Here is a 22451-nt window from a genome sequence, read left to right as displayed (position 1 = left end):
GTAACATCGATAAAAGCGACCTGCCCGTAGAATAGCCGCATTTGGCGATGAGTGCTTACAAACAACCGCAATGAGAAAGAAAATTCTAAAAAATCAGAGCTTTCAACGCTACCTGCCACCCCCCTCAAGCGGCAAGGTTGCGGGAGCCATGCTGGGCGCCAAAATCGCTACTGGTGACCGGACATCTTTCACCCAGCTAACGGCCAGTCCGACCATCACGGCAAGAGCGACACTACCTATCATCCTATAGTACGTCTGTTCACGCTCAATCGAATGAATACGTTCGCTAAGCTCTTTATCGACGTCTTTCAGTTTTTTAGAAATACCTGCAAAAGATTGGAGTTCACCTCCAACGGCGGTGACAATCTCTGGATCTATTCCGAGTTGAATCTTGCCACTTTTTTTCAAGGCGGTTTTGCAGTCAAGGCCTGCAAACCATATGAGAAAAATAGACTGTCCTCGCTTCAGATGTATGGGTACTGGTCCCGAATTAAAGACGGCGAAAGTGAGTTGTCCTTTATAGCCAGGATCGACATGAAATCCAGAAACATTTACCAACCCTCGGAATTTTATTTTTGCTCTAACCGAAATAAAAGCAAGAGCATCATCAGGAATTAAAACAATTTCCTCGGTAACTAGAAACGCAAACTGTCCTGGCGGGATAGTAAATGCCTCACCATCCATCAGCCTACGAACGGTTACCGTCGTGGGATCGACCGTGTACTCATTAGGAGACACATAGATTTCAGAGCCTATTGCGAGGGTATATGCTGCGCAGCCAACCTTGCCAGGCGCGAACGGCTTTATAATATCGTTAAGTCGCTTATGTAAAGTTTCACCACTCCAAAATGCCCCACCATGATTAGTCATATATCAACTCCCTTGATAGCAATAACAAATACACAGGAGTATAACACATGCATAGAAATGCTTAAAATGCCCCCCCTCTCTATACTTTAACTCAATTTGAAACTCAAGAAAATCGAGTAAACTTTTTCGTACATTATAGACTCAAACTCTTTACAGTTTGAGAGTACCAGAGTTCAGAAAATCTTTAAGGCTGATATACACTCATGACGCACAAAAATATACGTCGCACTCGCCATACGGCGGTAGCACGACTACCGATCAGTGGCCGGAGGCCGCAGTCGTCAAAGGCAATCTAAGATCTCCAATATCTGGAAGACAGACACAATTTACGACTGGTAATAGCACTGAACTGGCTAGAACACGCTGAATTGATTAAAAATCAAAAGTGAGAATGATAAACTCACCCCCATGAAAAAGCCCAACCTTCTCAGACTGGGCTAAATCACTGAAAAATATGGTCGGGACGGAGTGATTCGAACACTCGACCCCTAGCACCCCATGCTAGTGCGCTACCGGACTGCGCTACGCCCCGACTAGGCGTGTATCTGTTTTGCAACCTGCGAAAACGTTGAGAAATATACCCTAAGCATTTGAATTTTGGAAGTATCTTGCTCGATTACGCCTTGAGCATGACCAGTACGTCTTCCAGTTCGGCAATCATCTCCCGAATCATCTGCTTGTACTGTTGGGTATCGTCCTTCGGTTCGCCGGCGGTGAGGCGCAAGCGGGCTCCGCCGATGGTGAAGCCCTGATCGTAGAGCAAACCGCGGATCTGGCGGATCATCAGTACGTCGAGGCGCTGATAATACCGGCGGTTTCCGCGTCGCTTGACGGGGTTGAGCTGAGGAAATTCCTGTTCCCAATAACGCAGAACGTGCGGTTTTACCGCGCAGAGCTCGCTTACCTCACCGATGGTGAAGTAGCGTTTGCCAGGGATCGGCGGTAGCTCGTCGTTATGACTTGGTTCCAGCATATGCCTCAACTCGGGCTTTCAACTTCTGCCCTGGACGAAAGGTGACAACACGGCGCGCCGTGATCGGAATTTCTTCTCCGGTCTTGGGATTTCTCCCAGGCCGTTGGCGCTTGTCTCGCAGGTCGAAATTGCCAAAACCTGACAACTTCACCTGCTCGTTATCTTCCAGAGCGTGCCTGATTTCTTCAAAAAACAGTTCGACCAGTTCCTTGGCTTCCCGTTTGTTCAGGCCCAGCTCTTCGTACAGACGTTCGGCCATCTCAGCTTTCGTCAGAGCCCCCATACGCTACTTCCTTAACGTGGCGTTTAACCTCTCCTCAAGCGAGGTGAGGATAGCAAGTGTCGTTGCGTTTACCTCATCGTCATTAAGAGTGCGCGATGGATGCTGCCAGGTCAAGCCGACTGCAAGGCTTTTTCTATGTGGATCAATGCCTTTACCCTGGTAAACATCAAATAACCTGAGGTCCGTGAGCCACTCGCCTGCATTTTCACGGATTACGTCCAGAACGGCACTGGCTGAAACGTCACGATCGGCCAGCAACGCCAGGTCGCGGCGCACTTCAGGAAAGCGCGACAGCTCGTGGAATTTCGGCAAACGACCTGTAGCAACTTCGGCCAGCACCAGCTCGAAAACGAACACCGGACGATCCAGACCCAGGGTTTTTGACAATTCCGGATGGATGGCACCCAGGAAGCCGACTTCACGACCGTCGCGCAAAATGCGCGCAGTCTGGCCAGGGTGCAAGGCTGGATGCTGACCCGGCGTGAAGGCGAATTCACCCAACGCACCGGCAAAGCCCAGAACCGCTTCGACATCGGCTTTGACGTCGAAGAAGTCAACGGCATCGCGACCTTGCGCCCAGCCTTCCGGCAGGCGGCTGCCGCATACCACGCCGGCGAGCATCGGCTCTTGCTTCAAGCCATCGAGTTGGCCGACGAAGCGCAGGCCGCTTTCGAACATGCGCACGCGATCCTGCTGACGGTTGAGGTTGTGCTGCAGCGCTTTGACCAGACCCGGCCACAACGAGGCGCGCATGGCGGCCATGTCGTTGGAGATCGGGTTGGCCAGCAGCAGTGGCTTGGCGCCCGGCGTGAACAGCTCGAACCACTTGGGGTCGATGAAGCTGTAAGTGATGGCTTCCTGATAGCCGCGCGCAACCAGCAGACGACGCAGCTCGGGCAGATCGCCTTTGGCTTCGGCGTTGGCTTGCGGGGCCAAACGGGCTTGCGGGTAACGAACCGGCAGGCGGTTGTAGCCGTAAAGACGCGCCAGTTCTTCGATCAGATCGACTTCAAGGCTGATGTCGAAACGATGACTTGGCACGTCGACACGCCACTGGCCGTCAGCTTCGGCAGACACTGTCAAACCAAGACCGGTCAGCAGGCGCTCGATCTCGGCGTTCTCGATAACCAGGCCAAGCATTTGCTCGACACGGCTGGCACGCAGCGTGACCGGCGCAATCGACGGCAGGTGCTGGTCGCTGACCACCTCGATCACAGGCCCGGCTTCGCCACCGGTGATGTCCAGCAGCAGGCCAGTGGCCCGCTCCATGGCTTCACGGGCCAATTGCCAGTCAACACCACGCTCGAAACGATGTGAGGCATCTGTGTGCAGGCCGTAGGAGCGCGCCTTGCCCGCCACCGAGATGGTGTCGAAGAACGCGCTTTCGAGGAAGATGTCGCGAGTACCGGCCGTTACGCCGCTGTGCTCGCCGCCCATCACGCCGGCGATGGCCAGTGCGCGCTGGTGGTCGGCGATGACCAGTGTGTCGGCACGCAGGCTGACTTCCTGGCCGTCGAGCAGAACGAGCTTCTCGCCCTCCTCGGCCATGCGTACGCGAATACCGCCGTTGATTTCAGCCAGATCGAACGCATGCAGAGGCTGGCCCAGCTCGAGCATCACGTAATTGGTGATGTCGACAGCGGCATCGATGCTGCGCACATCGGAACGACGCAGGCGCTCGACCATCCACAGCGGGGTCGGACGCGACAAGTCGACATTGCGGATTACGCGGCCCAGGTAACGCGGGCACGCCGCAGGAGCCAGCACTTCAACCGGACGCACTTCGTCGTGCACGGCGCTGACCGCTGCAATCTGCGGGCGGGTGACTTCGGCGGCATACAGCGCGCCGACTTCACGGGCCAGACCGGCAACCGACAGGCAATCGCCACGGTTCGGTGTCAGGTCGACCTCGATACTGGCGTCGTCCAGCCCCAGATAAACACGAATGTCCTGGCCAACCGGCGCATCAGCCGCCAGCTCCATCAGGCCATCATTGCCTTCACCGACCTGCAATTCGGCAGCGGAACACAGCATGCCGTTGGATTCGACGCCGCGCAGCTTGGCTTTCTTGATCTTGAAGTCGCCCGGCAGCTCGGCGCCAATCATGGCGAAAGGGATTTTCAGGCCCGGACGCACATTCGGCGCACCGCACACGACCTGAAAAGTTTCGCTGCCATTGCTGACCTGGCACACACGAAGCTTGTCGGCATCAGGGTGTTGCTCGGTGCTCAGCACCTCGCCCACCACGACCCCGGTGAAAACGCCGGCGGCCAGCGTCACGCTGTCAACCTCAAGACCGGCCATCGACAGACGAGCAACCAGCTCGTCGCGGGAAACCTGCGGGCTTACCCAGCCGCGCAGCCATTGTTCACTGAATTTCATCCTGCTCTCCTGAAAGGTTCGTTACGACTTAGCGAAATTGCGCGAGGAACCGCAAATCGTTGTCGAAGAACAGGCGCAAATCATTGACGCCGTAACGCAGCATGGCCAGACGTTCTACGCCCATGCCGAACGCGAAGCCCTGAAACTCTTCAGGATCGATGCCGGACATGCGCAGCACGTTCGGGTGAACCATGCCGCAGCCCATGACTTCCAGCCAGCCGGTCTGTTTGCAGACGCGGCAGCCTTTGCCACTGCACATCACGCATTCCATATCCACTTCAGCCGACGGCTCGGTGAACGGGAAATACGAAGGACGGAAGCGCACAGCCAGTTCTTTCTCGAAGAACACCCGCAGGAACTCTTCGATAGTGCCTTTCAGGTCGGCAAAATTGATGTCGCGGTCGACCAGCAGACCTTCGATCTGGTGGAACATCGGCGAGTGGGTGATATCGGAGTCGCTGCGGTACACACGGCCTGGGCAGACGATGCGGATCGGCGGCTGCTGCGATTCCATGGTGCGGACCTGTACCGGTGAGGTATGGGTGCGCAACAGCATGTTCGCATTGAAATAGAAGGTGTCATGCATCGACCGGGCCGGGTGATGGCCTGGGATGTTGAGCGCCTCGAAATTGTGGTAGTCGTCTTCGACTTCCGGGCCTTCGGCGATGCCGTAGCCAATGTGCGTGAAGAACTGTTCGATACGTTCCAGAGTGCGGGTAATCGGGTGCAGACCACCCGAGGTCTGGCCACGGCCCGGCAGGGTCACGTCGATGCATTCGGCGGCGAGTTTGGCAGTCAGTTCTGCCTGCTCGAACGACGCCTTGCGTGCATTGAGGACCTCTGTGACACGCTCCTTGGCAACATTGATCAGCGCGCCGACGTGCGGACGCTCTTCAGCCGGCAGGTTCCCCAGGGTCTTCATCACCTGAGTCAACTCGCCTTTCTTGCCGAGGTAGTGAACCCGGATTTGCTCCAGGGCATTGATATCTTCGGCGCTTTGCACAGCCTCAAGAGCTTGAGAGACCAGCGCGTCCAGGTTTTCCATGTACAGACTCCAGATACAAAATAGGGGAAGAGCTGAAGGCTCTTCCCCTATTTATGACGTTTAACACCGACCCCGGAAACCGGGGCCAGTGATTGTCGGGGACTTAGGCCAAAGTGGCTTTAGCTTTCTCGACAATCGCAGCAAACGCCGCTTTTTCGTTCACTGCCAGATCAGCCAGAACCTTACGGTCGATCTCGATGGACGCTTTTTTCAGGCCAGCAATGAAACGGCTGTAGGACAGACCGTTAACACGAGCACCAGCGTTGATACGAGCGATCCACAGAGCGCGGAACTGACGTTTTTTCTGACGACGGTCACGGTAGGCGTATTGGCCTGCCTTGATTACCGCTTGCTTGGCAACACGGAATACGCGTGAACGCGCGCCGTAGTAGCCTTTTGCAAGTTTCAGAATTTTTTTGTGACGCTTACGGGCAATGACGCCACGCTTTACACGAGCCATGAGTTACTTCCTCTATATCTTGATCAAAATTAACGAAGGCGCAGCATGCGCTCGACTTTTGCCACGTCAGACGGATGCAGCAAGCTGCTACCGCGCAGTTGACGCTTACGCTTTGTCGACATTTTGGTCAGGATGTGGCTCTTGAAAGCGTGTTTATGCTTGATGCCGTTAGCAGTTTTCAAAAACCGCTTAGCTGCACCACTTTTAGTCTTCATCTTTGGCATGTTCGGATACTCCGCATTCAGTTGATAAATATAACCGCAAGGCCTGCCGTGCCCTGGTGGTTATTTCTTCTTTTTCGGGGCGATGACCATGATCAGCTGGCGTCCTTCCATCTTAGGATGCTGTTCGACGGAACCGTATTCGAGCAGGTCACCTTCAACCCGCTTCAACAGCTCCATACCCAGCTCCTGGTGGGCCATCTCACGACCGCGGAATCTCAACGATACCTTGGCCCTGTCCCCGTCACTCAGGAAACGTACCAGGTTGCGTAGTTTTACCTGGTAATCCCCTTCCTCCGTCCCTGGACGAAACTTGATTTCTTTAACCTGGATCTGCTTCTGGTTTTTCTTCGCTGCAGCAACCTGTTTCTTCTTCTCGAAGATCGATTTGCCGTAATCCATCACACGGCAGACCGGAGGTACTGCGTCGGCAGAAATCTCTACCAGATCCAGCTTCGCCTCTTCGGCTATACGAAGCGCTTCATCAATCGAGACGATGCCAATCTGCTCGCCGTCAGCGCCAATTAAACGAACCTCGCGGGCCGAGATATTCTCATTGATCGGGGCCTTGGGTGCAGCTCGTTTATCTTGTCTCATTTCACGCTTAATAATAATTACTCCGTATCTTGGCGACCACGCCGGGAAACCGCTTGTGCGAGGAATTCAGCGAACTGGGCGACCGGCATCGAGCCAAGGTCAGCGCCTTCACGTGTACGCACAGCGACAGTTTGCATTTCAACTTCCCGATCTCCGATGACGAGGAGATAAGGAGCCTTGAGCAAAGTATGCTCACGGATTTTAAAGCCGATCTTTTCATTTCTCAAGTCGGACTTGGCACGAAACCCGCTTTCAGCCAGAGTTTTTTCCACTTCAAGGGCAAAATCGGCCTGTTTATCAGTGATATTCATGATCACTGCCTGGGTTGGCGCCAGCCAGGCTGGAAACGCGCCTTCGTAATGCTCGATCAGAATTCCGATGAAACGCTCGAACGACCCAAGAATTGCGCGGTGCAACATGACCGGATTCTTGCGACTGTTGTCTTCCGAAACGTACTCGGCACTCAGACGGACCGGCAGATTGAAGTCCAGCTGCAAGGTGCCACACTGCCATACCCGACCGAGACAATCCTTGAGGGAAAACTCGATTTTAGGCCCGTAGAACGCGCCCTCGCCCGGCTGCAGGTCGTAAGGCAGTCCTGCGCTGTCGAGTGCGGAAGCCAGCGCCAATTCGGCACGATCCCAGAGCTCGTCGGAGCCTACACGCTTTTCAGGGCGAGTGGACAATTTCAGTTCGATATCCTTGAAACCGAAATCGGCGTAGACATCCAGCGTCAACTTGATGAACGCAGCGGACTCAGCCTGCATTTGATCTTCGGTGCAGAAGATGTGCGCGTCGTCCTGAGTGAAACCACGTACGCGCATGATGCCGTGCAGGGCACCCGACGGCTCGTTACGGTGGCAGGCACCGAATTCGGCCAGACGCAGCGGCAGCTCGCGGTAGCTTTTCAGGCCCTGATTGAACACCTGCACGTGGCACGGGCAGTTCATTGGCTTGATGGCGTAGTCGCGGCTTTCGGACTGCGTGGTGAACATGTTGTCGGCGTAGTTGGCCCAGTGCCCGGATTTTTCCCAGAGCGAGCGATCGACCACTTGCGGGGTTTTGATCTCAAGGTAGCCATTTTCGCGCTGCACTTTGCGCATGTACTGCTCGAGCACCTGATACAGGGTCCAGCCCTGCGGGTGCCAGAACACCATGCCTGGCGCTTCTTCCTGGGTGTGGAACAGCCCGAGGCGCTTGCCGATCTTGCGATGGTCGCGCTTCTCGGCTTCTTCGATCCGCTGGATGTAAGCTGCCAGTTGCTTCTTGTCTGCCCAGGCGGTGCCGTAAACGCGCTGCAATTGCTCGTTCTTGGCATCGCCGCGCCAATAGGCACCCGACAGTTTGGTCAGCTTGAACGACTTCAGGAAGCGGGTGTTCGGCACGTGCGGACCGCGGCACATGTCGACGTATTCTTCGTGGTAATACAGGCCCATGGCCTGCTCATCCGGCATGCCTTCTACAAGGCGCAGCTTGTAGTCCTCGTGACGAGCGGTGAACACCTCGATCACTTCGGCGCGCGGGGTGACTTTCTTGATGACGTCGTAATCTTTTTCGATCAGCTGCTGCATGCGCTGCTCGATCGCCGCCAGGTCGTCAGGCGTGAACGGGCGCTCGTAGGCGATATCGTAATAGAAGCCGTCGTCGATCACCGGGCCGATGACCATTTTTGCAGTCGGATACAACTGCTTGACCGCATGCCCTACCAGGTGAGCGCAGGAGTGACGGATGATTTCCAGTCCTTCTGCATCCTTGGGGGTGATGATCTGCAGACTGGCATCGTTTTCGATCAGGTCGCAGGCGTCAACGAGCTTGCCGTTGACCTTACCGGCCACGGTGGCCTTGGCCAGACCGGCACCGATTGAAAGCGCGACATCGGCTACGGAAACCGCATGATCGAATGAACGTTGACTGCCGTCGGGAAGAGTAATAGTTGGCATGGCGCCTCCTCTCCTAGTGGTGACCCCTACCAAAGGTCACGTGGGTTGGGATGAGCCAGTACGTGACTCGGTGGTGTGCCTGCCTCACAGTGGCAGGAGCCTTGCGGCCAACCTTGAACCGAACCAGATGACTGGAGTGTACGAAAATCTGCCTGCGTCGCACCCAAAGCCATCAGCGCTGGGGACACTTGAAAATAACAGGACGCGCATCCTAGCACAGCCGAGGCGCCACCGGTCGTACATCAACGCAAATCAGGCCAAATAACACACCTTCTGAACTGACGGGCAGCCTGAACGTCTGAACCAGTCGAGATTCACTACGTTTCTTTATCAATGAAAGTCAGCAAAAGGAGAACACCATGAAGCTTTCCCGTCTGTCCGCCCTCCTCGCCTGCGCCACCGTTCTGGCCCCTTGGGGTGCCCAGGCTGCCATGGATAAACCTGCGCGCGACAAATTCACGCAAGAGTGCGTCGCCGCTGCCAAACAGCAGAACCTGGATACCAAAACCGCCGCGGCTCATTGCGAGTGCGGCGCCAAGGTGGTGAATGAGAAATTCACTCCGGCAGAAATCGCGTCCCTCAGCGACACCAAGACTGCGCCAGCACCTGAACTGACTCAAAAACTGCAGAAACTGGTCACCGAAAACTGCACCAAGGCAAAATAATCAATTTTTTTAACGGGAGTGAAACGCCCGCTTGAACCGCTGGCAGCAGCACGCCCCCATCCGCCTGAAAGCCATATGAAACGTGGCTTTCAGGGTACCTGACAGTGACTGAAAAGCGCTCAGACAGAGACATCATTTAGCCAGCTTTCGCGTATGACGCTTTGCATATATACGACCTTTGGGTAAAGAGATCACCTTAGTAGCTGTCTTTTTGCGCATTTCGACTATGATAGGCCGGTGTGCCCAGTTGGCCTGAGCAGCACGTTACTGAAAATTATGTTTCTGGAGATTCACCATGTCTAATCGCCAAACCGGCACCGTAAAATGGTTCAACGATGAAAAAGGCTTCGGCTTTATCACCCCACAGGGTGGCGGTGACGACCTGTTCGTACACTTCAAAGCAATCCAGAGCGACGGTTTCAAAAGCCTGAAAGAAGGCCAGACCGTTACTTTTGTTGCTGCTAAAGGCCAGAAAGGCATGCAAGCAGAAGAAGTTCAGGTGGCCTGATTCACCTGATGTAAAAAAAACCCCGTCACTGACGGGGTTTTTTTATGCGTGAAGCAAAGGCGCTGCCTCAGCCGCAGTTGATGCGCGTGACTTTCCCGGAAGCGTCGGTGTTGACGTTGACACGCTCGGAGCGGTACTCAAGCGTGACCATGTCGTCAGGCCCGAGGATGCGTGCGTCTTGCGAGCCCGAGCGAGTGCGTACTTGCTGCAAGAGCTCGATGGAGGCCGGTTTGCCGATTGCGAACTGGGCGAGCGCTGCATCACAGCGACCCGGTATGACGTTGCTGGCTGGCGCGTCGGCTTTGACAGGTGCCGCCTCAGCGCTTGAATCGGAACCGGTGCTGCTGCACCCGGCCAACAGCGATGTCACGACCACAAAACCCAATGTTGCGAACTTCAGGGGCATACACCCTCCTGTGCCAATAAATATTTCCAGACCTGGTCCGACCGCGTCGAAACGCGTTGGTTGCAAACCCGGCACCACAGGCCGCCTGTAACCTGTTGATCTGTCAGGCGCGAGAGTCTGCCTTGGGATGGCGTACGATGCGCGGGTAAATCGTCACAAAACGTTTATAGGCAGCGTCATTGAAAACGCTCATCGACGCGATGCGTAAGTAGAAGTGTCAAACGGTGTAGGGGATGGTTTACTACATGCGACGCGAACGCCTGGAAGCGGACGGCGTCATGCGTGACCTTTCACTGGAGACAGAAATGACAGCCATCGCCATCGAAGCAGATATCAAGGCCAAATGGCCTCAGGGCCATTGCTCGCACAGCCCGGCAAACCCGGAAGAGTTGATGATCATTGCCGTTGATCTGCTGATCAAGGAGCTGGGCACCGACGGTGCCCGCACCTTCATCAGCCAGGTGCTCAGCCGGTATACGCCAGCCAGACTGCCTGCCTGATGCTCCGGATCAAGGCCATATGATCACTTCAGGCGTGCCAGACGCTCGGTCAGCAGATCGAAGAATCCCTGAGCGTCGCCATTTTCAACCCAGAAGACATTCTGCGGCTGCTTGAGCGTGCCGCGCCAGTCGGCGACGGTCTGACCGAAACCGATACCTTCACGGGTGTCGACCGCGACATTGATCTGCCGACCGCTGAACAGTTCTGGCTTGAGCAACCAGGCAATGACGCTGGCGTCGTGCACCGGCCCACCCGGCAAGCCGTAATGCTCCATGTCCACTTTGACGTACTCGTTGAGAATCCCGTCCACCAGCTTGCCTGCGTTGTTGTTCAAGGCGCCGATCTGCTTGAGGCGCTGTTCACTGGTGAGGATCTTGTGGGTAACGTCCAGCGGCACGTAGGTCAGCTTGACGCCACTGCCCAACACGATCTGCGCAGCATGCGGATCGGCGAACAGGTTGAATTCGGCGACCGGCGTGATGTTGCCGCCATTGAAATGCGCGCCCCCCATGACCACCACTTCCTTGATGCCCTGAGTGATTTCCGGGGCCTGCACCAGCGCCAACGCGAGGTTGGTCTGCGGACCGAGCATGGCGATGGTGATGCTGTGCGGCTTGGCCTTGCTCAGCGTGCGGATCAGGTAGTCGACTGCATTGCCTTCGGCCAGACCTTTGGCCGGCTCGTGGATCGGCACACCCGGCAGACCTTCCTTACCATGAACGTTTTCGGCGTAAATCGGCGTGCGCACCAGCGGCTTGGGCGCACCGGCATACACCGGCACTTCTTCACGACCCGCCCACTCGCGCGCCAGTCGGGCGTTGCGCGAGGTCTTGTCGAGGCGCACGTTGCCAGCCACGGTAGTGATGGCCATGACGTTCAGCTCTTCCGGAGAAGCCAGCGCCAGCAGCAATGCGACGACGTCGTCTGCGCCCGGGTCGGTGTCGATGATCAGGTCACGCTTTTCGGCAGCCTGAACGGCAGCCGTGCCAAGAATGGACAAGAGCAGTGCTCCCCGGATGAGTTGTCTGGAAAACTGTATCAATGTCATATGAAACTCCCTTTCTTAACGAGCTAGAACACCACCCCGGCCACCAGCGCCACATTGCTGTAAGGCTGGCACTCTCCGGTGCGGATAATCGCCTTGGCCTGACGGCTCAAGACCTTGAGATCTTCGTGACTCATCCAGCGCTGCTGACCCAGCTGATCGTCGAGATTCAGACCCTCGATGACCTGCAAGGCAGGCGGTTTGACCTCAGCCATCTCGCTGGCCAGTACGTGGCTTTCAACCTGCATTTCGCTCAGCACGACATCCAGCACACTGACGAAATCCGGCACACCGCGGGTCAGCGCCAGATCGATCAGTTCGACCCCGGCCGGCACCGGCATCCCGGCGTCGACAATCATCAGGATGTCACCATGCCCCAGCGAGGCGATCACGCGGGAGATGGCGATATTGAGTAGCGGTGTTTTTTTCATAACGAATTGAATTCCTTTACTTCCTCGAACGTCGGGATGGACGGCTGGGCACCGGCACGGGTAACGGAGATGGCTGCAGCAGCCTGACCGAAGCGAATCGCCTCGGACTCGCCCTGCCCTGCGGCAAGCGCCGCCGCAAAACCGCCGACAAAGGTATCACCTGCGGCGGTGGTGTCCACGGCTTGTACACGACGCGCGGCAATATGTTCCACGCCAGCGGCATTGGCGAACAGGGTTCCGCGCTCGCCCAGGGTGATAATGACGTTGCGCGCGCCCGCTGCCAGCATCGCAGCCGCCGCTTGCTCAGCCGAGGCCGATGAGTCGACGCTGACGCCGGTGAGGGTCTGTGCCTCGCTCTCGTTGGGAATCAGGTAGTCGATCAGGCCGTACCAGTTTGCCGGTAACGGTGCGCTGGCCGGGGCCGGATTGAGAATGACGGTCTTGCCCAGCGCATGGGCACGAGCCAGGGTGTGAAAAACCGTCTCGGTCGGCACTTCCAGCTGGCAGATGACGATCTCGGAGCCGGCCAGCAGCGCATCGAAACGATCGATCAGGGCCGCATCGAGCCGGCCATTGCCACCGGCAACGATGACGATCGCGTTCTGACTGTTGGCGTCGACCACGATCGAAGCGATTCCGGTGGGCACGCCCTCAACGACGGTCACCGCCTGGCAGTCGATGCGCTCGGCCAGCAACGCGTCACGCAATTGCTCGCCATACGCATCAGCTCCCACGCAGCCGATCATCGCCACACTGGCACCGAGGCGCGCTGCGGCCACCGCCTGATTGGCGCCCTTGCCGCCGGGCACGGTATCGAAGGTTTCGCCGTTGAGCGTTTCACCTGGGCGCGGCAAACGCTGGGCGCGGATGACCAGGTCCATGTTCAGACTGCCCACTATCACTATTTTTGCTTGCATGGCTTATTGATCCGTTGCTGTGCGTGCGCGTCATTCGTTGGACAAAGTGTGCGGCGCTGCCGTGGACTCGCGCACCACGACGCAGGGCGTCACGAGTCGCTTTTCGACAGGACCGGCATGAGGTGCAGCGATTCTGCTTAACAGCATTTCAGCGGCGGTTTCACCCAGTTGCGTGATCGACTGCCCCACGGTGGTCAACGCCGGATAAACGTAGCGACTCATCTGGATATCATCGAAACCGATGACCGAAAGGTCTTGAGGCACGCAAATCGAGCGCTCGGCGGCGGCCCGCAACACACCGATGGCAATGACGTCGTTGCCGGCAAAAATCGCGGTCGGCGGATGCCCGGCCAGTAGCTGGCACGCCGCCTCGTAACCGGCAGAGCTGGTGAATTCGCTGTGCAGCGCCCACTCGGTACCGACCTCGACAGATGAGTCCTGCATCGCGCGCCGATAGCCCGCCAGGCGCATTTCGGCCACCGTACTTTTGCGCGGCCCGCCGATGCAGGCAATGTGCAGATGCCCCAGCGCCAGCAGATGCCGGGTCGCCAGCCAGGCGCCCTGCTCGTGGTCGATACGAACCATATCGGCGTCGATGCCGTCCAGCTCGCGGTCGACGATCACCATTGGCGTGCGTACATCGGCAAGACCGCCTGCAATACCGGCATCGCCACCCACCGAAGAGACAATAAGACCGTCTACGCGCTTTTCCAGCAACACACGCAGATAGCCACGCTGTTTCTCCGGGTTGTCATCGGAATTGCAGAGGATCACGCAAAAGCCGTTACGCTCGCAGTAATCCTCGATACCCCTCGCCAGCTCGGCGAAGTACGGGTTCATGCCATTGGGAATCAACAGGCCAATGGTGGAGGTGGTCTTGGCCTTGAGCGACCGCGCAACCGCACTGGGAACGTAATCCAGCTGCGCAATGGCCGCTTCGACCTTGAGCCGGACCGGTTCGCTGACCGGCCGGGTCTTGTTCAGCACGTGGGAAACCGTGGTATAGGAAATCCCCGCCAGTGCCGCGACGTCCTTGATGGTTGCCATATCAGCCCTGGCGCCGCGCCCGGTGACTGCGGTAGGTGTCAAGCACCACCGCGATCACAATCACCGCACCGGTGATGATGCGTTTGGTGGGCTCGGTCGCACCGATCTGCGCCAGACCTGCCGCGAGCACCGAGATAATCAGCACACCGAAGAAGGTGCTGATGATCGAACCGCGCCCGCCCATCAGGCTGGTGCCACCGATCACTACCGCAGCGATGACCTGCAATTCCAGACCTGCACCGGCGTTCGGATCAGCGGCTTCCAGACGCGAGATCTGGAACAGCGCCGCCACACCGGCCAGCATGCCCATCAGCGAAAAAACCAGAATCTTGTACGGCTTGGGGTTGATGCCCGCCAGACGCACCGCCTCTTCGTTGGTGCCGATGCCGATCAGGTAACGACCGAACACCGTGCGCGTCAGTACCGCCTGGGCAATGAAGATCACCAGCAGCGCAATGATGAAGGAAGGCGAGATACCGAACGCAATCGGGTTGGACAGCCAGGCAAACGAATCGCCGATATAGGCGGTACGCGAGTTGGTCATCTGGTAGGCCGCGCCACGCGCCATCTCCAGCACACCGAGAGAGACGATGAACGATGGAATACGCCAGGCCACAGTGATGGAACCGGTGATCGTACCGGCCAGCGTGGCACAGGCGATGCCCAGCAGTGCAGCCGGAAACACGCTCCAGCCCCAACCGAGAATGGCCACGCTGACAGCCGAAGCGGCCAGCGCCAGTACCGACCCGACTGACAGGTCGATACCGCCGATGATCAGAATCAGCGTCATGCCGACCGACAGCACCATCAGGTCGGGGATCTGGTTGGCCAGCATGCTGAACGTTTGATAGGACAGGAAGTGATCACTGAGCAATGAAAACAGCACAATCATGACCAGCAGTGCACCTGCCAGCCCGATATAGGTGCCGAGGCCGAAGTAGTTGGCGCTGCGGCGGGACGGCACGGCCAGCGTCGGAGAAGGCGTATTTTTCATGAGTCGTTCCTGGGCGCAGCATCATTGAGCAGCGCATCACGTTTCTGGTAACCGGCAAAGGCAGCGGCCAGCAATTGGTCCTGGGTCCAACTGTCGCGCTCGAAGGTATCGATCAAACGTCCGGCTGACAGCACGCCAATCCGGTCACAGATCAACATCAATTCGCGCAGATCACTGGACACCACCACCAACGCCCTGCCCTGACGGGTCAATTCGGCCAGCAGCGCGTAGATATCGAATTTGGCGCCGACGTCGATGCCTCGGGTCGGCTCGTCGAACAGCATGACCGGGCAATCGCGCTCCAGCCAGCGTCCGATTACCACTTTCTGCTGATTGCCGCCGGAAAGCTCGGACACCAGCTGAGTCGGACTCGAGCTGCGAATGCGCATGGCCGCCACTTGGCGCTCTGCCAGTTCCAGCTCCAGATCAGCGTTGACCACACCGGCTTTGGCGATGGAATGCATGTTGCCCAACGCGATGTTGGCGCTGATCGATTGTGACATCAGCAGCCCTTCGCTCTTGCGGTCTTCGGTGATCAGGGCGATGCCATGCGCTACCGCATCGGCAGGCGAACGGACGGTAACGGCTTGCAGCGGCTGACCGACTTCGATGACCCCACTGTCGGCGCTGTCTGCACCATAAATCAGGCGCAGCAATTCGGTTCGCCCGGCACCGATCAGCCCGGAAATACCGAAGATCTCGCCGCGCCGTACGTCGAACGAAACATCCTGAACCTTGCCTGCGCGGCTGAGCCCTTTGACCGACAGCGCCACTTCACCGATCTGGCGAGCGCCCATGTCCATGTGCTCGCCCAGCTCCCGGCCAACCATCAGGGTGACCAGTTGCTCGCTGCTGTAGCGGGAAATCGGTTCAACGCACACCAACTTGCCATCACGCAGCACGGCGATGCGCTGAGACACCCGGGCAATTTCTTCAAGCCGGTGAGAAATGTAGATGATCGAGACGCCACGTGCCTGCAAGCGTGTGATCTGCTCGAACAGCATTTCAACTTCGCGCGAGGTCAGCATGGCAGTGGGTTCGTCGAGGATCAGCACGTGACAGTCGCCGACCAGATTGCGGGCGATCTCGACCATCTGCTGATGGCCGATCCCCAGTTCACCGACCAGCGTGTCGGGATCGATGGCGTCCAGCCCCACTTGAGCCATGGCCTTGATCGCATTTTCACGAAGGCGCTTGCGGTCGATCCAGCCAGCCCTGCGTGGCAGATCGTCGAGGAACAGGTTTTCGGCAACGGTCAGCGTCGGCAGCAGGTTCAGCTCCTGCATGACCATGCGAATGCCGAGCTTTTCCGCCTGCGTGCGACTGGCAGGCTGATAAGGCTGGCCCTGAAATTCCATGTGTCCGGTAGTGGGCGTAACCAGCCCGCCGATGATTTTCGACAAAGTGCTTTTACCGGCACCGTTTTCCCCGGTCAGGGCCAGCACTTCACCACGCATCAACGTCAGGTCGACATCGCCAAGCACGGGTTGAGCGTAGGTTTTGCCAATGCCACTGACCGAAAGGACAGCTGTCTGAGCAGACGCTGACATACATTTCTCCCAGCGCCCGTCCTCTGCGGACGGGCGCTTTTTCACTCAGCGTGGATCAGGGTTTGGTAACGAGTTCTACTGGCGTTTCGATAACGCCTTTTTCGTTGGTATCGACCTTTTCACCCTTGACCGCTTTCAGCGCAGCTTCAATGCCGAAGACTGCCTGTTTGGCTGCGTACTGGTCAGCCGTGGCCAGAACACGGCCATCTTTGAGCATCGGCTTGATCGCATTGATGTTGTCGTAACCCACCACCATGACCTTGCCGGCCTTGCCCGCCGCGCGCACTGCAGAAACGGCACCCAGCGCCATGCTGTCGTTGCCGGCCAGCAGTGCTTTCAGGTTCGGGTATTCATTGAGCATCGCCGACGCCACGGCATTGCCCTTGTCGATTTCCCAGTTGCCGGACTGCGTGGACACGACCTTCATTTGCGCCTTGTCCATGGCGTCCTTGAACCCGGCGGTGCGCTGCTGCGCATTGGTGGTGGTCGACACACCTTCGATGATGCCCACTTCGTCGCCAGCGTTGAGCTGACTGGCCAGATAGTCGCCTACCAGCTCAGCACCCTTGCGGTTGTCAGGCCCTACGAACGGGATTTGCAGGTTTTTGCTTTTGAGCACATCGGGATCGAGCTGGTTGTCGATGTTGACGACCTTGATCCCGGCGTCGGTGGCTTTTTTGAGCACCGGCACGAGCGCTTTCGAGTCAGCAGGCGCGATCACCAGCGCATCGACCCTGGACACGATCATCTGCTCGACGATCCGAATCTGCGCCGAGGTGTCGGACTCGTCCTTGATACCGTTGGAGACCAGGTCGAATTCGTTGGCGTGTTCTTTCTGATAGGCCTTGGCGCCATCTTCCATGGTCAGGAAGAATTCGTTGGCCAGAGATTTCATGACCAGCGCAACTTTGGGTTTTTCCGGGGTCTGGGCAACTGCAGCAGAGAGGGGCATGACTGCCGTAACGGCAGCAAACATGGCGACAGCGAGAAGGAGTCCAGCAAATGGCAGCTTCATGAGTTCATCTCCGATCTTGTGATTATTGTTCGGGCGAACGACGCAGGTTCGATGCGGAGCATCGACGCGCAAACGTTTGCGAGGAGCGAACTATGGAAAAAGCTGTCAGGTTTGTCAATCAGCTGGAGGTGAAATCTGTGTGCTGTGATCGTTCATACGCACGCCTTTCGGGAGCAAGTCTGCTCGCTCCCGGAAGGGCTTTCGATCAATCCTCAGGCTTGACCGTGGCCACTTCAGCGGCTTTGATCCTGATCGTCTTGCCCGACACATCCTCGAACTCGTAGAAACCATCACGCGTTTTGGTTTTGGGCATGTCTTGGGTGACGTACTGCGTGCCGTCCTGCAGGGTAACCACCGTGGGGGTGGAACAGCCTGCCAGCAGCACGATGGCAGCGGCCAGCATCGGGAAAGTCAGTGACTTGGTATTCATACGCGACTCCAGAAGCATCAGTTTTTGTTCGACAAGATAGTGTGCCATTTCGGGCGTTTTTCCTACATAGATGTTGCGAAAGATCCTACTCTGAAATACTGTATGCCCGTACAGCAGACTCTGGGATCATTTCCGTGGCAAAACAAACCGCAGCGACCCCCTCCACTCCGGGCCCTTACGAACGTATGGGTATTCGGGTGCAGAAGATCATCAACTCGCCCACTGCACAGAAGTCCAGGGCGGCCCTGCTTTTTCGTCAGCCTGACGAATCCGAGGACGACTGGGCGCAGCTCCTTGAAGAGATCGCCGAGAACGATAACGTCACCCTCGCCTGGCGCGACGACGGTGGCGTACAAATATTCTGGACGTTGCCGAAGGAAGACTGACGGCATGAAGTCTGGATTTTCTGCTCTGCTCTGCACCACCCTGCTCATCACCGCCTCATTTACTGCACACGCCGACGCTCCGCGCACCTTCAGCGAAGCCAAGAAAGTCGGTTGGGGCCTGTATGCGCCGCAATCCACCGAATTCTATTGTGGCTGCAAGTACACCGGCAAACGGGTCGATCTGGCCGGTTGTGGCTATGTTCCGCGTAAGAACGCCAAACGCGCCAGCCGTATCGAATGGGAACACATCGTACCGGCCTGGCAGATCGGTCATCAGCGTCAGTGCTGGCAAAAAGGCGGCCGCAAGAACTGCACGAAGACTGATGATGTCTACAAACGCGCTGAAGCCGACCTGCATAATCTGGTGCCCAGCATCGGCGAGGTCAATGGTGATCGCAGCAACTTCAGTTATGGCTGGATTCCCGAGCAAAAAGGCCAATACGGCTCGTGCCTGACGCAAGTGGACTTCAAGGCCAGGAAAGTCATGCCTCGCCCGTCGATTCGCGGCATGATTGCCCGGACTTATTTTTACATGAGCAAACATTACAACCTGCGGCTGTCCCGGCAGGACCTGCAACTCTATCAGGCCTGGGACAAAACCTACCCGACCCAGGCGTGGGAGCTTCAGCGTAACCAGCGAGTGGCGTGCGTGATGGGGCACGGCAATGAATTTGTAGGGCCGGTCGACATGAAGTCGTGCAAATGACGCGATCAGGGGGATAATCCCCCCGACTGAATAAATGTAAACGAAAAATTCACGCATTTGAGTGAGCCCTTTGGCCACTCATCGGACAACTGATAATTGGATCCAGATTTGGCTGATTGTCGTCCTATGCTGCAAGCACAGCAGTACGATCAAGGCCATGAAACGTGGTGAAGTCTGAATCGATCTCAAAATGACAGGTCAGCCCGGCTCTTTCACGTCGGGCCGCCACTACCGTGCTGTACTCATTTTAAGACGGCGCCGTGTTGCGCGCCTTCAGGCAGGCCACCATGACTCATCAGCTGGAATTTGAAATTCACTATCAATTCGAGGGGCAGCCACACGCCTTTCTGCATCAGACACCCCTCATGTGCCAAAGCGACGCGCTGCATTGCGCGACCTTGCATGCAGGCGTGGGAGCCGTCAGCGGCAAGATCTCCGGCGGCCCGATACGAGAAGCCATTCTGCAGGCTAAGGGTTTTGGCATCACCCATGTGCACTGGAGAAGATGCATGCCATAGCCCGATTGTGACGGGCAGGAAAATGGCCTTTCGACAAGGCCATTTTCGCGCTCGAAGGGAATTAAAGTCGGTCAGATAGCCGGGTAATCACCTGTGCCATCGGGCCAGGGCGTCAGCAATTCGAACCCGGTTGAAGTGACAGCGACCATATGCTCCCACTGGGCCGACAATGAAAGGTCGCTGGTCAGCACCGTCCAGCCGTCCGGCAACGTCTTGGTGCCAGCCTTACCGGCGTTGATCATGGGCTCGATGGTAAACACCATGCCTTCTTTCAGCCGCAGACCTTTGCCTTGCGTACCGTAGTGAAGAACCTGAGGTTCTTCGTGGTACTTGCGCCCGATCCCGTGCCCGCAGTATTCGCGCACTACACTGAAATTTTCGCGGTGGGCAACGCTCTGGATGGCGTGACCGATATCACCCAGCGTGGCGCCTGGACGCACCGCGTGAATACCGGCGCGGGTCGCCTCGTATGTGGTGTCGACCAGACGCCTGGCCAAGGGGCTGACCTCCCCGACCAGATACATGCGACTGGTATCGCCATACCAGCCATCCTTGATCACCGCGACATCGATATTGACGATGTCGCCGTCCTTCAAAATATCGTTGGCTGACGGAATCCCGTGGCAGACCACCGCATTGGGTGAAATGCAGGTGGTTTTGGTGAAACCGTGATAGCCGACGTTTGCCGGGATCACTTTCAGCTCTTTGACGATGTACTCGTTACAAATGTCGTCCAGTGCCTCGGTGCTGACTCCGGCCTTGACGTAGGGCTTGATCATCGCCAGCACGTCGGCAGCGAGCCTGCCGGCAATGCGCAATTGCACGAGGTCCTGTTCGGTCTTGAGACCGATAGCACTGCTCATGAAGCCGCCTTGGCAAGCGCATGCTCTGAAACGCTGAAGGTTTGCGTCGTCAGCACTGTGTCGCCGGCGCTCTCGATACGGATCAGCATCTGGCAGATTTCGCTGTAATCCAGCGTCGGATGCAATTCGGCAAGCATGCCGATGCGCATCCAGTGTTCAGCCTGAGCATTGATGGATCGACTAAGCGCAACACTGGCGGAACGCAAGTTGGCGTGCATATGTTCGGAAATCTTGACCAGACCCATTATTCACCTCAATCGGAATATACGAATCATATACGCTCCATATACTCTCGATCAACACGAAATATTTCGGGACTGATGGCCGACCGGTTACTCCATTGCACTTGCCTGCCGAAACTCGTTGCCCGACCGGGCTGCGGCGATGGCCATAGAGACGTCCGGCTCATAGGCATTGAACTGGCGCAGTGCAGCCGCCATTCTGAGGAAGTCTTCTCGCTGCATCTCATTGACGGTAGAGAGCGTGCGAGAGTGTTGAGCAATAGGGTTTTGCGCTGACTGGTATTGCACTGACTTAAGGGACATGACAGACCTCATTCATTAATACTGTTCATGCATACAGTATTTATTTCTGAGCTTCTGCACAAGGTCAGTAGCGACGAATGGTCAGCGAATGTGTAAACGGTTCAATTTCCCGCCAGCGCCTGCAAGCGTTCGAAATCATGCTGAGCGATGGCGATCCCCTGCGCCATGGAGCGCGCCCGCTCGCTGTAGCGTCGCTCACCTGGCAGGCGTTTCTGACCTGCGCCATGCAGCTGGCGCACCAGTTCCTCGCTACGCTGCGCAAACTGTTGGGCGCTGCCCTTGTCGGGATCAATCACAATCACCAGCTGGCCTGTCCACGGGGTCTGCGCACCGGGATGCTTTGCCCAGTCGAATTCGAACGAGAAATTGCCACCGGTCAGCCCCGCCGCCAGCAGTTCGACCATCATCGACAATGCAGAGCCTTTGTGCCCGCCAAACGGCAACAGCGCGCCACCGTCGAGAATCGCGCGCGGATCTTCCGTCGGCTGGCCGTCACGATCAACGCCCATGCCGGCCGGCAGTAATCGACCCTCACGGGCGGCGATCTGCACGTCGCCGTGGGCAATGGCGCTGGTGGCCAGGTCGAACACCATCGGCTCGCCGCCTGCGCGCGGTGCGGCGAACGCGATCGGGTTGGTGCCAAACAGCGGGCGACTTGCGCCATGAGGCACCACGCAGGTCATGCTGTTAACCATGCTCAGGGCAACCAGACCTTGCTCTGCGAACGGTTCGACGTCGGGCCACAGTGCTGCAAAATGATGAGAACTGCGGATGGCCAGAATGGCAATCCCTGCGCTGCGTGCCTTGTCGACCAGCAGCGATCTGGCGGCCGCCAGTGCAGGCTGGGCAAAACCGTTGCACGCGTCGACCCTGACAAACGCAGCCCCCACGTCCTCGACCACAGGCACGGCTTTGCCATCCACCCAGCCGCTGGCCAGCGAGGACAGATAGCCCGGCATGCGAAAGATGCCATGGCTGTGCGCCCCGTCGCGCTGGGCGCTGGCGCAGTTTTCGGCCAGCACATCCGCGACGTCCGGTGATGTGCCATGGGTCAGAAAGATCTGCCGCAACAGCGCTGTCAGTTGCTGAAACGAAAGGCTCCGGGTCGGCTGGTCACTCTTTACGTCACGCATCTGAAACTCCCTTTGGCGGC

The 22451-nt window shown here is 57.4% G+C and carries 28 protein-coding genes and 1 tRNA gene; 6 read left to right on the top strand and 23 right to left on the bottom strand.

Annotated features, from left to right (window positions below):
• Positions 1–108: 108 nt before the first annotated feature.
• The 10 genes from ABJ99_RS17725 to thrS form a co-directional block, all read right to left on the bottom strand.
• Entirely contained in the window at positions 109–870 is a 762-nt protein-coding gene (locus ABJ99_RS17725; RefSeq protein WP_054086922.1) for a dCTP deaminase domain-containing protein, read from the bottom strand.
• A 455-nt stretch (positions 871–1325) separates the two neighbouring features.
• Positions 1326–1402: transfer RNA gene (locus ABJ99_RS17720), tRNA-Pro, on the bottom strand.
• An 84-nt stretch (positions 1403–1486) separates the two neighbouring features.
• Positions 1487–1843: a MerR family transcriptional regulator gene (locus tag ABJ99_RS17715; protein ID WP_003382396.1), complete on the bottom strand. Its 357-nt coding sequence runs from the start codon at positions 1841–1843 to the stop codon at positions 1487–1489.
• Positions 1824–2126, bottom strand: a complete 303-nt coding sequence (ihfA, locus tag ABJ99_RS17710) for an integration host factor subunit alpha (RefSeq protein ID WP_002553164.1) — start codon at positions 2124–2126, stop codon at positions 1824–1826. Before ihfA ends, ABJ99_RS17715 begins: the two co-directional genes overlap by 20 nt.
• A 3-nt stretch (positions 2127–2129) precedes the next feature.
• Entirely contained in the window at positions 2130–4508 is a 2379-nt protein-coding gene (gene pheT, locus ABJ99_RS17705) for a phenylalanine--tRNA ligase subunit beta (protein WP_054086921.1), read from the bottom strand.
• 28 nt (positions 4509–4536) lie between these two features.
• Positions 4537–5553 carry a phenylalanine--tRNA ligase subunit alpha gene (gene pheS / locus ABJ99_RS17700; RefSeq protein ID WP_003382398.1) on the bottom strand — a complete coding sequence of 339 codons (1017 nt, stop codon included), beginning with the start codon at positions 5551–5553 and terminating at the stop codon, positions 4537–4539.
• Positions 5554–5656: 103 nt separating this feature from the next.
• Positions 5657–6013, bottom strand: coding sequence for a 50S ribosomal protein L20 (gene rplT, locus ABJ99_RS17695; protein ID WP_002553161.1), 357 nt, complete (start codon positions 6011–6013; stop codon positions 5657–5659).
• A gap of 29 nt (positions 6014–6042) precedes the next feature.
• Positions 6043–6237 (bottom strand): 50S ribosomal protein L35, encoded by a 195-nt coding sequence (gene rpmI, locus ABJ99_RS17690; protein WP_002553160.1) that lies wholly within the window; start codon positions 6235–6237, stop codon positions 6043–6045.
• A gap of 60 nt (positions 6238–6297) precedes the next feature.
• Positions 6298–6849: a translation initiation factor IF-3 gene (gene infC / locus ABJ99_RS17685; protein WP_170846037.1), complete on the bottom strand. Its 552-nt coding sequence runs from the start codon at positions 6847–6849 to the stop codon at positions 6298–6300.
• The gene (gene thrS, locus ABJ99_RS17680; protein WP_054086920.1) at positions 6849–8771 is read right to left on the bottom strand and encodes a threonine--tRNA ligase; all 1923 of its coding nucleotides are present in this window, start codon (positions 8769–8771) and stop codon (positions 6849–6851) included. Before thrS ends, infC begins: the two co-directional genes overlap by 1 nt.
• A 359-nt stretch (positions 8772–9130) precedes the next feature.
• Here thrS and ABJ99_RS17675 point away from each other — a divergent pair, with 359 nt between their 5' ends.
• Positions 9131–9436: a hypothetical protein gene (locus ABJ99_RS17675; RefSeq protein WP_054086919.1), complete on the top strand. Its 306-nt coding sequence runs from the start codon at positions 9131–9133 to the stop codon at positions 9434–9436.
• A 295-nt stretch (positions 9437–9731) separates the two neighbouring features.
• A complete protein-coding gene (locus ABJ99_RS17670) occupies positions 9732–9944 on the top strand; it encodes a cold-shock protein (protein ID WP_003315566.1) in 213 nt (70 codons plus the stop codon).
• Between the two features lie 67 nt (positions 9945–10011).
• Here the strand turns inward: ABJ99_RS17670 and ABJ99_RS17665 are convergent, their stop codons facing one another.
• The gene (locus tag ABJ99_RS17665; protein WP_054086918.1) at positions 10012–10350 is read right to left on the bottom strand and encodes an I78 family peptidase inhibitor; all 339 of its coding nucleotides are present in this window, start codon (positions 10348–10350) and stop codon (positions 10012–10014) included.
• A gap of 305 nt (positions 10351–10655) precedes the next feature.
• Between ABJ99_RS17665 and ABJ99_RS17660 the strand changes: the two genes are divergently transcribed.
• The gene (locus tag ABJ99_RS17660; protein ID WP_042913058.1) at positions 10656–10850 is read left to right on the top strand and encodes a hypothetical protein; all 195 of its coding nucleotides are present in this window, start codon (positions 10656–10658) and stop codon (positions 10848–10850) included.
• Between the two features lie 23 nt (positions 10851–10873).
• On the opposite strand, the gene ABJ99_RS17655 is transcribed toward ABJ99_RS17660, so the two are convergent.
• The 8 genes from ABJ99_RS17655 to ABJ99_RS17620 form a co-directional block, all read right to left on the bottom strand.
• Positions 10874–11899, bottom strand: coding sequence for a nucleoside hydrolase (locus tag ABJ99_RS17655; RefSeq protein WP_054086917.1), 1026 nt, complete (start codon positions 11897–11899; stop codon positions 10874–10876).
• Positions 11900–11922: 23 nt separating this feature from the next.
• Positions 11923–12327, bottom strand: a complete 405-nt coding sequence (gene rbsD / locus ABJ99_RS17650) for a D-ribose pyranase (RefSeq protein WP_054086916.1) — start codon at positions 12325–12327, stop codon at positions 11923–11925.
• Positions 12324–13244 carry a ribokinase gene (rbsK, locus tag ABJ99_RS17645; RefSeq protein WP_054086915.1) on the bottom strand — a complete coding sequence of 307 codons (921 nt, stop codon included), beginning with the start codon at positions 13242–13244 and terminating at the stop codon, positions 12324–12326. Before rbsK ends, rbsD begins: the two co-directional genes overlap by 4 nt.
• 30 nt (positions 13245–13274) lie before the next feature.
• Positions 13275–14291: a LacI family DNA-binding transcriptional regulator gene (locus tag ABJ99_RS17640; RefSeq protein WP_054086914.1), complete on the bottom strand. Its 1017-nt coding sequence runs from the start codon at positions 14289–14291 to the stop codon at positions 13275–13277.
• Between the two features lies 1 nt (position 14292).
• Positions 14293–15285: an ABC transporter permease gene (locus ABJ99_RS17635; RefSeq protein WP_054086913.1), complete on the bottom strand. Its 993-nt coding sequence runs from the start codon at positions 15283–15285 to the stop codon at positions 14293–14295.
• Positions 15282–16835 (bottom strand): sugar ABC transporter ATP-binding protein, encoded by a 1554-nt coding sequence (locus tag ABJ99_RS17630; RefSeq protein ID WP_054086912.1) that lies wholly within the window; start codon positions 16833–16835, stop codon positions 15282–15284. Before ABJ99_RS17630 ends, ABJ99_RS17635 begins: the two co-directional genes overlap by 4 nt.
• 55 nt (positions 16836–16890) lie before the next feature.
• Positions 16891–17811, bottom strand: coding sequence for a sugar ABC transporter substrate-binding protein (locus ABJ99_RS17625; protein WP_375232675.1), 921 nt, complete (start codon positions 17809–17811; stop codon positions 16891–16893).
• Positions 17812–18055: 244 nt separating this feature from the next.
• Complete coding sequence (locus ABJ99_RS17620; RefSeq protein WP_054087079.1) at positions 18056–18280, bottom strand: YgdI/YgdR family lipoprotein; 225 nt, start codon at positions 18278–18280, stop codon at positions 18056–18058.
• 134 nt (positions 18281–18414) lie between these two features.
• Here ABJ99_RS17620 and ABJ99_RS17615 point away from each other — a divergent pair, with 134 nt between their 5' ends.
• The 3 genes from ABJ99_RS17615 to ABJ99_RS29260 all read left to right on the top strand — a co-directional run bounded on the left by ABJ99_RS17615 (position 18415) and on the right by ABJ99_RS29260 (position 19890).
• Positions 18415–18666: a DUF1654 domain-containing protein gene (locus ABJ99_RS17615; protein WP_042912973.1), complete on the top strand. Its 252-nt coding sequence runs from the start codon at positions 18415–18417 to the stop codon at positions 18664–18666.
• Between the two features lie 4 nt (positions 18667–18670).
• On the top strand, positions 18671–19372 hold the full coding sequence (locus tag ABJ99_RS17610) for an endonuclease (protein ID WP_054086910.1): 702 nt from the start codon (positions 18671–18673) through the stop codon (positions 19370–19372).
• 287 nt (positions 19373–19659) lie between these two features.
• Positions 19660–19890, top strand: coding sequence for a DUF6555 family protein (locus tag ABJ99_RS29260; RefSeq protein ID WP_054086909.1), 231 nt, complete (start codon positions 19660–19662; stop codon positions 19888–19890).
• Positions 19891–19961: 71 nt separating this feature from the next.
• On the opposite strand, the gene map is transcribed toward ABJ99_RS29260, so the two are convergent.
• From map to ABJ99_RS17585, 4 genes are all read right to left on the bottom strand, one after another.
• The gene (gene map, locus ABJ99_RS17600; protein ID WP_054086908.1) at positions 19962–20753 is read right to left on the bottom strand and encodes a type I methionyl aminopeptidase; all 792 of its coding nucleotides are present in this window, start codon (positions 20751–20753) and stop codon (positions 19962–19964) included.
• Entirely contained in the window at positions 20750–20998 is a 249-nt protein-coding gene (locus tag ABJ99_RS17595; protein WP_054086907.1) for a ParD-like family protein, read from the bottom strand. The genes map and ABJ99_RS17595 overlap by 4 nt, the downstream gene beginning before the upstream one ends.
• An 87-nt stretch (positions 20999–21085) precedes the next feature.
• Positions 21086–21283 carry a hypothetical protein gene (locus ABJ99_RS17590; protein ID WP_375232676.1) on the bottom strand — a complete coding sequence of 66 codons (198 nt, stop codon included), beginning with the start codon at positions 21281–21283 and terminating at the stop codon, positions 21086–21088.
• Between the two features lie 116 nt (positions 21284–21399).
• Positions 21400–22431 (bottom strand): Ldh family oxidoreductase, encoded by a 1032-nt coding sequence (locus ABJ99_RS17585; protein ID WP_054086905.1) that lies wholly within the window; start codon positions 22429–22431, stop codon positions 21400–21402.
• Positions 22432–22451 lie beyond the last annotated feature (20 nt).

It is taken from the genome of Pseudomonas syringae pv. cilantro, from assembly GCF_001293775.1.
GTDB classification, from domain to species: Bacteria; Pseudomonadota; Gammaproteobacteria; order Pseudomonadales; family Pseudomonadaceae; genus Aquipseudomonas; species Aquipseudomonas syringae_P.
This window is presented reverse-complemented; position numbering and strand designations above follow the sequence as displayed.